The sequence below is a fragment of the Dactylosporangium sucinum genome (assembly GCF_014647515.1).
GTDB lineage: Bacteria > Actinomycetota > Actinomycetes > Mycobacteriales > Micromonosporaceae > Dactylosporangium > Dactylosporangium sucinum.
Genome location: NZ_BMPI01000140.1, coordinates 1 through 9,730, shown reverse-complemented (window position 1 = coordinate 9,730; position 9,730 = coordinate 1). Strand labels below are relative to the sequence as shown.

The 9,730-nt window shown below is 72.6% G+C and carries 8 protein-coding genes; 5 read left to right on the top strand and 3 right to left on the bottom strand.

The window, feature by feature from the left end; translation table 11 throughout:
• Positions 1 to 41: 41 nt before the first annotated feature.
• On the bottom strand, positions 42 to 1,244 hold the full coding sequence (locus IEZ31_RS55045; protein ID WP_190258170.1) for an ABC transporter ATP-binding protein: 1,203 nt from the start codon (positions 1,242 to 1,244) through the stop codon (positions 42 to 44).
• 536 nt (positions 1,245 to 1,780) lie between these two features.
• On the opposite strand from IEZ31_RS55045, the gene IEZ31_RS55040 reads away from it, so the two are divergent.
• Positions 1,781 to 2,947: a uroporphyrinogen-III synthase gene (locus tag IEZ31_RS55040; protein ID WP_190258169.1), complete on the top strand. Its 1,167-nt coding sequence runs from the start codon at positions 1,781 to 1,783 to the stop codon at positions 2,945 to 2,947.
• A 57-nt stretch (positions 2,948 to 3,004) separates the two neighbouring features.
• Here IEZ31_RS55040 and IEZ31_RS55035 read toward each other — a convergent pair whose 3' ends face one another.
• The gene (locus IEZ31_RS55035; RefSeq protein ID WP_190258168.1) at positions 3,005 to 3,622 is read right to left on the bottom strand and encodes a hypothetical protein; all 618 of its coding nucleotides are present in this window, start codon (positions 3,620 to 3,622) and stop codon (positions 3,005 to 3,007) included.
• A 303-nt stretch (positions 3,623 to 3,925) separates the two neighbouring features.
• Here IEZ31_RS55035 and IEZ31_RS55030 point away from each other — a divergent pair, with 303 nt between their 5' ends.
• Positions 3,926 to 5,062, top strand: coding sequence for a uroporphyrinogen-III synthase (locus IEZ31_RS55030; protein ID WP_190258167.1), 1,137 nt, complete (start codon positions 3,926 to 3,928; stop codon positions 5,060 to 5,062).
• A 38-nt stretch (positions 5,063 to 5,100) separates the two neighbouring features.
• Here the strand turns inward: IEZ31_RS55030 and IEZ31_RS55025 are convergent, their stop codons facing one another.
• Positions 5,101 to 6,069, bottom strand: coding sequence for a DMT family transporter (locus IEZ31_RS55025; protein ID WP_190258166.1), 969 nt, complete (start codon positions 6,067 to 6,069; stop codon positions 5,101 to 5,103).
• Between the two features lie 70 nt (positions 6,070 to 6,139).
• Here IEZ31_RS55025 and IEZ31_RS55020 point away from each other — a divergent pair, with 70 nt between their 5' ends.
• From IEZ31_RS55020 to IEZ31_RS55010, 3 genes are all read left to right on the top strand, one after another.
• Positions 6,140 to 6,988 (top strand): LysR family transcriptional regulator, encoded by an 849-nt coding sequence (locus IEZ31_RS55020; RefSeq protein ID WP_229837315.1) that lies wholly within the window; start codon positions 6,140 to 6,142, stop codon positions 6,986 to 6,988.
• A gap of 166 nt (positions 6,989 to 7,154) precedes the next feature.
• Complete coding sequence (locus tag IEZ31_RS55015; RefSeq protein ID WP_229837314.1) at positions 7,155 to 7,544, top strand: response regulator; 390 nt, start codon at positions 7,155 to 7,157, stop codon at positions 7,542 to 7,544.
• Positions 7,545 to 7,579: 35 nt separating this feature from the next.
• On the top strand, positions 7,580 to 9,520 hold the full coding sequence (locus tag IEZ31_RS55010; RefSeq protein ID WP_190258164.1) for a GAF domain-containing sensor histidine kinase: 1,941 nt from the start codon (positions 7,580 to 7,582) through the stop codon (positions 9,518 to 9,520).
• Positions 9,521 to 9,730: the final 210 nt, after the last annotated feature.

The window sequence follows — 9,730 nt, the reverse complement described above, 5'->3', positions numbered from 1 at the left end:
GCGAGGGCGTTGGCGGACGATCGCGCCGCGGGTCGCGCGGTTCACTGGATCGACCGACCGGTGTCCAGGTCGAATACGTGCAGGCGAGCCGTGTCGACGGCGACCTCGGCCAGTTCGTCCCGGCGGATCCGGGAACGCGGGCTGAACTTGGCGACGAGCTCGGTCGTCGGCCCGGACGAGCCGCCCGGGCCGATCGGGTCGACCGGGTCCAGGCCGGCGTCGCGGGCGAGTTCGCGGGTGTCGTCGGTGATGACACCGGGCGCCCCGATCCGGAAGTGCACGAGGAGTTCGGACCCGAGCGCCTCGACGAGGTCGACGGCGGCGTGCAGCACCGCGCCGCCGGCCGGCACCAGGCTCGCGTCCTGCATGTCCTCGGGCCGGATGCCGACGGCGACCGGGCGGTCGAAGTACGCCCGCACGCCCGGCCGGGCCCGCAACAGCGCCGGGTCGACCCGCAGGTGCTGGTCGGCGATCCGCAGCACCACGCCCTCCGCCGACGTCGTGAAGACTCCGGCGACCAGGTTCATCGCGGGCGAGCCGATGAAGCCGGCGACGAACATGTTCACCGGCCGGTCGTAGAGCTCCTGGGGTGCGGCCACCTGCTCCAGCACGCCCTTCTTCATGACCGCCACCCGGTCGCCGAGCGTCATCGCCTCGGTCTGGTCGTGGGTGACGTAGATGGTCGTGACACCGAGCCGCCGGGTCGTGCGCGCGATCTCGCCCCGCATCTGCACCCGCAGCTTGGCGTCCAGATTGGACAGTGGCTCGTCCATGAGGAACGCCTGCGGCTCGCGGACGATGGCGCGCCCCATCGCGACCCGCTGGCGCTGCCCGCCGGACAGCGCCCGCGGCCGGCGGCGCAGGTGGTCCTTCAGGCCCAGCGCGGCTCCGGTCGCGGTGACCCGGCGCTCGATCTCGGCGCCGGGCAGCCTGCGCAGCTTCAGGCCGAAACCGATGTTGTCGTAGACGTCGAGGTGCGGGTACAGCGCATAGCTCTGGAACACCATGGCGATGTCGCGGTCGCGGGCCGGCACCCGGTTGACCACACGGCCGCCGATGCTGACGAGCCCCGCACTGATGTCCTCGAGCCCGGCCACCATCCGCAGCGCCGTTGTCTTGCCGCAACCGGACGGACCGACGAGCACGAGCAGTTCGCCGTCGGCGATGTCGAGACTCAGGCCGTCGACGGCCCGCGTCCCGTCGGCGTACACCTTGCTCACCTCGTCGAGCCTGACCTCCGCCACGGACCACTCCCGATCTTCTGGGTTCGTTGGATGCATCGGAATTCGCCTGACGGCCGCCCCGCATCCACGGACAATCCGCGACGGCTGGCAAATTCATTGATGTGTGGCGAGTGTTGCCGGATTCACGAGTCGGTGACCAGACCCGGTAACGGTCCGCAATAGAAACGAAAAGACCCTCACAAGATCACAGCCTGGATCCCGGGGAATGCCTTCCGGTGACGCCCGTTTTGCGGCTTTGCTGGGATTTTGCTCCCTGATTCTGGGTGCAAAATCCCGGTCGCCGCATTCGGCGACGCATTTATTCTTGCAACAACCCGCCCGGAGCCGGAATCAGTGAGCGGATGTTTATCGTATCGTGATGCTGCTCCGAAGCATTTCCTGGCACGCTGGACGCCAATCTCGGCACGAACGGCCGACGTTCGACGCCGGCCCCCGCCGGCGACCGCCCGCGATCCGGCCACACCCCCTGTTCCGCCGCCGCCGATGACGCCGGATGCGCCTGCCGCCAGCCCAACGGGATCGAGAGGAGCAACGCCGTGGCGCCACCGCCAGCCGACTCGCGGCGACCTGCCGCCGGGCACGCCGCGGGCGGCTCCGGCGGCTCTGCCATCGCATCGCTGACCGGGTACACGGTGGCGCTGGCGACCGAGCAGCGGCGGCCGGCGCTCGCCGCACCCCTGGAGGAGGCCGGCGCGAAGGTCGTCGCCGTGCAGGCCCTGCGGGTCGTCGCCCAGCCGGACGACGGCGAGCTGCGCACGGCCACCGAGCAGTGCCTGGCTGCGCCGATCGACGAGCTCATCGTCACCTCGCCCTTCGGCTTCCGCTCCTGGCTCGCATCGGCGCGGGGCTGGCACCTCGCCGACCGGCTGGCCGCCGCGTTCGGGCGCGCGCGGCTCCTGGCCCGTGACGGCGCCGCCGCCGACAGCCTGCGCGAGATCGGACTGCGCGAGATCTGGTCGACCGCCGCCGCCTCGACCGACGAGTTGCTGCGGTACCTGCTCACGCGTCCGGTCGCGGGCCGGCGCATCGTGGTGCAGGTCGACACGCCGTCGCTGCGTGAGCTGTGCCGGGCGCTGCGCCGGCGGGGTGCCGACGTGGTGGAGGTGCCGACCTGCCGCACGTTCCCGCCGAGCCACGCCGAGCACCTGCGGCGGCTGGCCGACCAGCTGATCCGCCGGCAGGTCGACGCGATCGCGCTGACCAGCCCGGAGGCGACCGGGAACCTGCTCGAACAGGCCGAGCGCGACCGGCGGCTGCCCGACCTGCTCAACGCCCTGTGCGACGAGGTGACCGCCGTCTGCCTGGGCCCGCTGACCGCGGCGGCGTTGGTCACCCAGGGGGTGCGCCCCCTGGTCGGACCGGTGGGCTACACCGACGACCTCGTCGCGACGCTGATCGCCGCGCTGCCCACCAACGCCGTGCGGGTGGCGCTGGGCCACCACCGGCTGGAGATCCGTGGACAGGCGGTCATCGTCGACGACCGGCTGATCCCGGTCCAACCGGTCCCGATCGCGGTACTGCGGACGCTGGCCCGCAGCCCGGGCCGCGTGATGTCGTGCGCGGACATCCGCCGCAACATCCGGACCGGCACCGCCGTCGACGACCACGCCATCGAGGTGGCGATATCCCGGCTACGCCGCGCCCTCAGCGGCACGCAGCTGATCCGCACGGTCATGCGCCGCGGCTACCGGCTCGCGTCCTGACGGCCCCGCCGCGTTGAGCATTGACAGGTCGAGGCGGGTCCGAGTGGTGAGCCTGCCTCATGCTTCCTCCGGTCCGGACGCCAGCCGGATCGTGGACAGCAGCGTGATCACGCCACGCCCCTCGACGTGGATGCTCTGGGAGCCACGCGCCGGGCGGACCTGGCAGGTGACACCCAGCAGCTGCGCGGCCCGCAGGAGCAGGCGCACCGATGCCCTGTGCCGTTCCCGCAACCGGAGCCCGGCCGAGGACACCCTCGGCGCCGCCGTCAGCAGCGCCGAACGCCACACCGCCGCAGCCCGCGCCCGCAGCGCCACGTCGTTCACCGTGTCACTGCCGAGCAGAAACCCGGCAGTGCACGTCCACTCGTCACGCAGACAACCCACCACAGTGGACGGTTCGGCCCCGTCGACGTCGACGACGAACGTCTCGTACCGCCGCCGGATACCCGTCAGTCGCCGGCGCGTCCAGCATCTGGCGTCGGGCACGGCGTGCATCACGTCGGTGAACCGGGCCGCCGCCGGCTCGGTGTCGAACTCGACCATCAGCCGGACGTCGGTGTCGAGCGCGGCCCACGGGTCCTGGCCGGCCCGGCGGTCCAGGCCACGCGGCGTCGCCGCGCCGGCCAGCAGCATGAGGCTCGCCTCGAACAGGTCGGCGTCGCGATCATCCGGCATGGGCGCTCCCCTGACCATCATCGACCTTCCCCCATCGCGTCCGGCGGCGTGTCATCCGAGTGTTGGGGCCCGGCGAGGGCTCGCACCAGGGGCAGCCGCCGCGTGTAACCGTGTTGCAAGGCGCCGCACAAGATCACGCCAACGGCGCCGGCCCGGACGTGAACTCGTCGCCACCGCCGGGCGTTAAATCTGCCGACCGCCGGATGCCGCCGATCGGTGCACTGTGGCGCTGCCTTGGCGGCGCCGCAGGACATACGATCCGGACCCGATCCGCTGAACCCTCGCCGTTCCGGGAAGGAGACCGTGGCGCCGCAACCGGCGGGCACCGGCAGCACCGTCGACGCTGCGGTCAACCCGACCCTGCTCACCGGATACACCATCGCCGTGATCAGCCATCGCCGCCGGCACCGCCTCGCCGATCTCCTCGAGCAGCACGGCGCCCGGATCGTGTCGGTGCAGGGCGTCCGCGCGGTGCCCCAGCCGGACCCGGACGCGCTGCGCCGGGCCACGACCGCGTGCCTCGACCGGCCGCTCGACGACGTGGTCGTCGCATCCGCCACCGGCGGGCGAGCCTGGCTGCGCGCGGCACCCGACCCGAGCCGGCTGCGGGCGGCGCTGCGCTCCGCCCGCCTGCTGGCCGCCGACGCCCGCACCGCCGACGCCCTGCGGGCCGACGGCCTGCACGACGTCCTCTCGACGGCGACCGGAACCGCCGAGGGGCTGTACCGGTACCTGCTGACCCACCACCCCGCTGGGCGGCGCATCGCCGCCCAGCTCGACACACCGGACCAGGCGGAGCACTGCGAGTCGCTGCGGCTGCGCGGCGCCGACGTGGTCGAGCTCCCCACGTACGTCACCGAACCGCCGAACGACGTCGTCGGCGTGCGGCGCGTCGTGGAGTTGATGAGTCGCCGCCAGCTCGACGCGGTCGCCTGGAACGATCCGGTCGCAACCGGTCACATCCTCCGCTTCGCCACCGGCCATGGGCGGCTGCCGGCGGTGGTCGCACAGCTCGGCGCGCACATCCCGACCGTCTGCCGCGGTCCGCTTGCCGCGGCGGTGCTCCGCAGCCACGACGTGGAGCCGGTGACGTCGCCGATGCCGTTCGACGAGGAAACGGCCGCGCTGCTGGCCAGATCGGTCCTCGACCGGACGGTGCACGCCACCGTCGGCGGCCGGGCGCTCGAGGTGCGGGGGCACGCGGCACTGCTCGACGGGAGGCTCTACCCCATCCAGCAAGGACCCGTCGGGGTCCTGCGGGTGCTCGCCGCCGAGCCGGGAAAGCTGCTCTCCAGCGCGGACATCCGGCGGCTCGTCCCCGGCCTGACCGACGTCGACGACCATGCGATCGAGATGACGGTGTCCCGACTACGCCGGGCGCTGCCGGATCTCGACCTCGTGCAGACGGTGATCAAGCGTGGGTACCGGCTCGCCGTCTGAGCCGCAGGCACCCACGCGCACAGTCGTCCGGGGCCGGCTCAGTGAGCGGACGTGGCGTCGTCGAGCGCCGGTCGACCGGCACGCCCACCTGGACGACCCGGCACGATCCGCTCGGTCGCCGCGCCGCGCCTGCCCCCTCGTGCGGCGGTCAACATCGCGCCGCCGATCACCAGGGCCGCACCCACGAGCGTCGCGGGCCCGACCGGCTCGCCGAGCAGGACCGCGCCGAACAGCGTCGACCAGAGCGGGACGAGATACGTGACGGACGCCGCCACGGTCGGGCCGGCGGCCTGGATGATGCGCAGGTTCATGATGTACGCGACGCCGGTGCCGACCGCCCCCAACGCCACCAGCCCGAAGGCCGCCTGCGGGCCGGGCCAGCCGGGCGCGCCGTCGACGAGCGGGGCGACCAGCGCCAGCTGGAGCGTCGCGGTGCCGATCTGCATCAGCGACAGCGTCGCCGCCGACTCCGCCCGGCCGGAGAGGAATCGGCGCGTGTACGCAAACCCGGCGCCGTAGCAGAGCGTGCCGCCGAGGCACGCGAGCGAGCCGAGCAGCGGCGCCCCGGCGAGCCCGTCCCAGACGCCGAGCACGACGAGCACGCCCGCGAACCCGGCGACCAGGCCGGCCAGGCGGCGGGCGGTCGGCCGCTCCGCGGGGACGAGCACCAACGCGAAGACGAACGTGGTCAGCGGGGTCGTGGCGTTGAACACGCCGGCGAGCACGGTGGTGACCTGCGTCTGCCCGTACGCGAACAGGGTGAACGGCACGGCGTTGAGCAACGCGGCGACGACGAAGGCATGGCCCCACGCGACCCGGTCCCGGGACAGGGGCGCCCGCAGGACCAGGCAGCACACCGCCAGGGCGGCGGCGCCGAAGGCGCAGCGCCAGAACGCGAGCCACACCGGCTCGACGCCGGCGGTGACCGCGACCTTGATGAACAGGAAGCTGGACCCCCAGATCAGGGACAGCACCAGGAACGACGGCACCCAGCGGACGTTGCGCATGGACGGATCATGCGTCGGCGCTGCATCATGAGTCCAACAAGTGGTACGCAGCGTACTATGAGGGTTGCTCATGAATCTGGCACAGCTCCGCGCGTTCGTCGCGGTCCTCGACGACGGCAGCTTCAGCGGCGCCGCGGCGACGCTCGGCATCAGCCAGTCAGCGGTGTCGCACACGATCGCCGCGCTCGAGCGGACCCTCGGCCACCCGGTGCTGATCCGGCAGGGTGGGGTTCGCGCGACCGCGTTCGGCGCGGAGATCGCCGCGCACGCCCGGGCGGCGGTGCGTGCCGCGGCGGCGATCGGGATGCTGGCCGCCCAGCGTGACGGCCGGCCGACCGGCTCGGTCAAGCTCGCCGCGCCGCCGACGGTCTGCCAGGGCCTCATGCCCGGGCTGCTCGCCCGCTGGCGGGACGAACTGCCGGGCGTCGACGTGGCACTGTTCGAGGGTGAGGACGACGAGGTCGCCGACTGGCTCGCCGGCCACACCGTCGATCTGGCCGTGGTCGTGGACCCGCCGCCCGGTCCGGGTCATGTCCTCGCGCAGGACGCGTTCCATGCGGTACTGCGCCGCGACCATCCCCTCGCCGGCGAGCCCGCCGTCGGCGTCGCCGACCTGCAGGACGACCCGTTCCTGCTCTCGCGCGGCGGCTGCGAGCGGCACGTCCGCGAGGCGCACCGGCTCGGCGGCGTCGCGTTCACCCCGACGCACCGGGTGCGGGAGCTGGGCACCCTGTTCGCGATGATCCGGGCCGGGATCGGCGTGTCGATCGTGCCCGGGCTCGCCGCCGCGATGCTCGACCCGCGACTGGTGCTCGTGCCGCTGCGCCCGGTCCTGGCACGGCGGCTGGTGCTCCGCGGCCCGCTCGACCGGCCGTGGCATCCGGCGGTGACCGCCCTGGTGGAGCACGCCGCGGTGTGAGGCGGCGTGAGCGGGCCGCGGGTGCGGGACCGGCCTGCCGCGACTCGCCTCCGAAGGGCATGTGCCCTTCCTGCGCGCGCGTTACGGTTGGCTGGTGGTTGACGTCCGGCCTGCGGGAGCGTTACTGGCTGGACCGGGAGCATGGAGTCATGGGGATGCGGTAGTCATGGGGATGCGGTGCCTCATCGTTGACGACTCGACCGCGTTCCTCGCTGCCGCCGAGCGGGCGCTGACCAGTCAAGGGATCAACATCGTGGGGGTGGCGCACGACAGCGCCCAGGCGATTGCCGGCATCGACGCCCTCCGGCCGGATGTCGTCCTGGTGGACGTCTACCTGGGCGAGGAGAGCGGCTTCGACCTGGCCGAACGCATCGAAGCCACCGCCCGGGACCGCAGTTGGGCGGTCCGGGTCATCCTGATCTCCAGCCACTCGCGGGACGAGATGGTCGACCTGGTCCACGAGAGTCCCGCGCTGGCGTTCGTGGACAAGGCGGAGCTGTCGGCCCGCACGATCCACGACGCGCTGAACAGCACGTGTGACGGCAGCACCGCGTAGCCGCAACCATGGTCAAACCGGATTAAAGTTGCATCATGCGCGCGAGTCCGCTGTCGATGTTGGTGCGGCCGACGCCCCCGCCCCCGTGGTTGGGAATCCTGGTCGCCCTCCTCTTCATCACGCTGGAGACCCTGTTCACCCTTCCGGTCCACACGTTCACGAGAGAATCGACGCCGAGCGTGATCTATCTGCTCGGTGTCGTGCTGGTCTCGGTCGTCTGGGGACTGTGGCTGGGGGTGGCCACAGCGCTCGCGAGCGTCGTCGCGTTCGTGTCGTTCTTCGTCAGGCCGATCAGCAACCTCGCCGACTCCGACGTCCGGGACGTGACGCCGATCGTGGTGTTCGTCAGCGTGGCGGTCGTGGTGAGCGCGCTGGCGAACCAGTCCCGGATGCGGGCCGCACAGGCCCAGGAGTCCGACCTCACCGCGGACCTGGCCCGCCTGCTGCTCGACACGGACGACGTCGCCGCGGCGCTGCCGGCGGTGTCGCAGAAGATCACGCAGGCACTGGACCTGCCCGTGGTGGTGATCGAACCGGGGCTCGGGCCGCCCCCGGAGGAGACCGTCCCGGACGAGTTCGCCGCCGACGGGGTCGCCCGCGAGGGTGTCCGGCGAACCACGTTCCCGCTCCGCCACGACGGCACCTTGCTGGGGACGCTGCGCGTGCCCGACGGGGTGCCGGACCGGCAGGTGCTCCGCCTGCAGCAGCGTGTGATCCCGCCGCTCGCGTCACTGCTGCATGCCGCGCGCGAACGCGGGGCCATGGTCAACGCGCTTGCCGAGAACGGGGAGGAACTGCGCGCGCGAGCCGCCCAGCAGGCCGCACTGCGGCGGGTGGCGACGCTCGTGGCGCGCGCCGTCAACCCGGCCGAGGTCTTCCACGCCGTCACCACGGAGGTCAGCCGGCTGCTGGACAATCGCCATACGACCTTGCTGCACTTCGAGCCCGACGACACCGTCACGATCGTCTCGACCAACCAGCCCGGCCTGATGGCGCTGCCCCACGACCGCTGGAGGACGGCGGCGTCCGGCAACGGGCACGGCGAGAACGCCAGCGTCGCCGAAATGGTCCGGCGCACCGGCCAGGCCGCCCGGACCGACTCGTACGCCGACAAGAGCGGCCCCGGCAACGCCTGCCGGCTGGCGCTGGGCATCGAGGCAGCGGTCGCCGTGCCGATCGTCGTCGAGAACCGCCTGTGGGGCACCCTCACCGTCACCTCCGCGCAGCCCGAGCCGCTGCCGCCGGACGCGGAGACGCGCATCACGGACTTCACCGACCTCGCCGCCACCGCCATCGCCAACGCCGACAGCCGGGCCCAGCTCGTCGCCTCCCGCGCCCGGATCGCCACCGCCGCCGACGACGCACGCCAGCGCATCGAACGCGACCTGCACGACGGTGCACAGCAGCAGCTCATCGCCATCAGCCTCAACCTGCGCGCCGCGGAGGAGGCCGACGTGTCGCCCGAGCAGTTGCGGGCGCACATGGCCCAGGCGGCGACGAGCCTCTCCGGTGTCATGGCCGACCTGCGGGAGCTCGCACGGGGCATCCATCCGGCCGTGCTCGGTGCCGGCGGCCTCGCGCCGGCGCTCAAGGCGCTTGCCCGCCGGTCCGCGATCCCGGTCAGGCTTCGCGTCCACACCGACCACCGGCCACCCACGCCGGTGGAGGTCGCCGCCTACTACGTCGTCTCGGAATCGCTGACGAACGCGGCCAAGCACTCGCAAGCGTCGGTGGTGGACGTCAGCGTCACGACACAGTCCGACGTGCTGGAGCTCGCGATCCACGACGACGGCGTCGGCGGCGCCGACCCGGCCCGGGGTTCCGGACTCACCGGCCTCCAGGATCGCGTCGAGGCCCTGGGCGGGCACCTGGCCATATCGAGCCCGCTCAACGCCGGCACCTCGTTGCTCGTCACGATCCCGACCCGCACCGGCAAGCCGGCGGCCGACCTCGGACACGTGCCGGCACCGCGCTGAGCCGCCGGCCGCAGCGAGGGCCCGCGGGCTACGGCCCGACGCCCGCCGGCAAAGACGTGGTAGGGAAGCGGGGCCTATGGCACCAGTTTCCCTACCACGGAACGCGCGCCGGTCCAGGCAGCTCCGAAACCCTCGAAAAGGGGATGAAAGGGGTGAGGTCGGTATACCTGCCAGCAGGTATCAGCGGGTGCGGAAACCCGCACCCGGGGA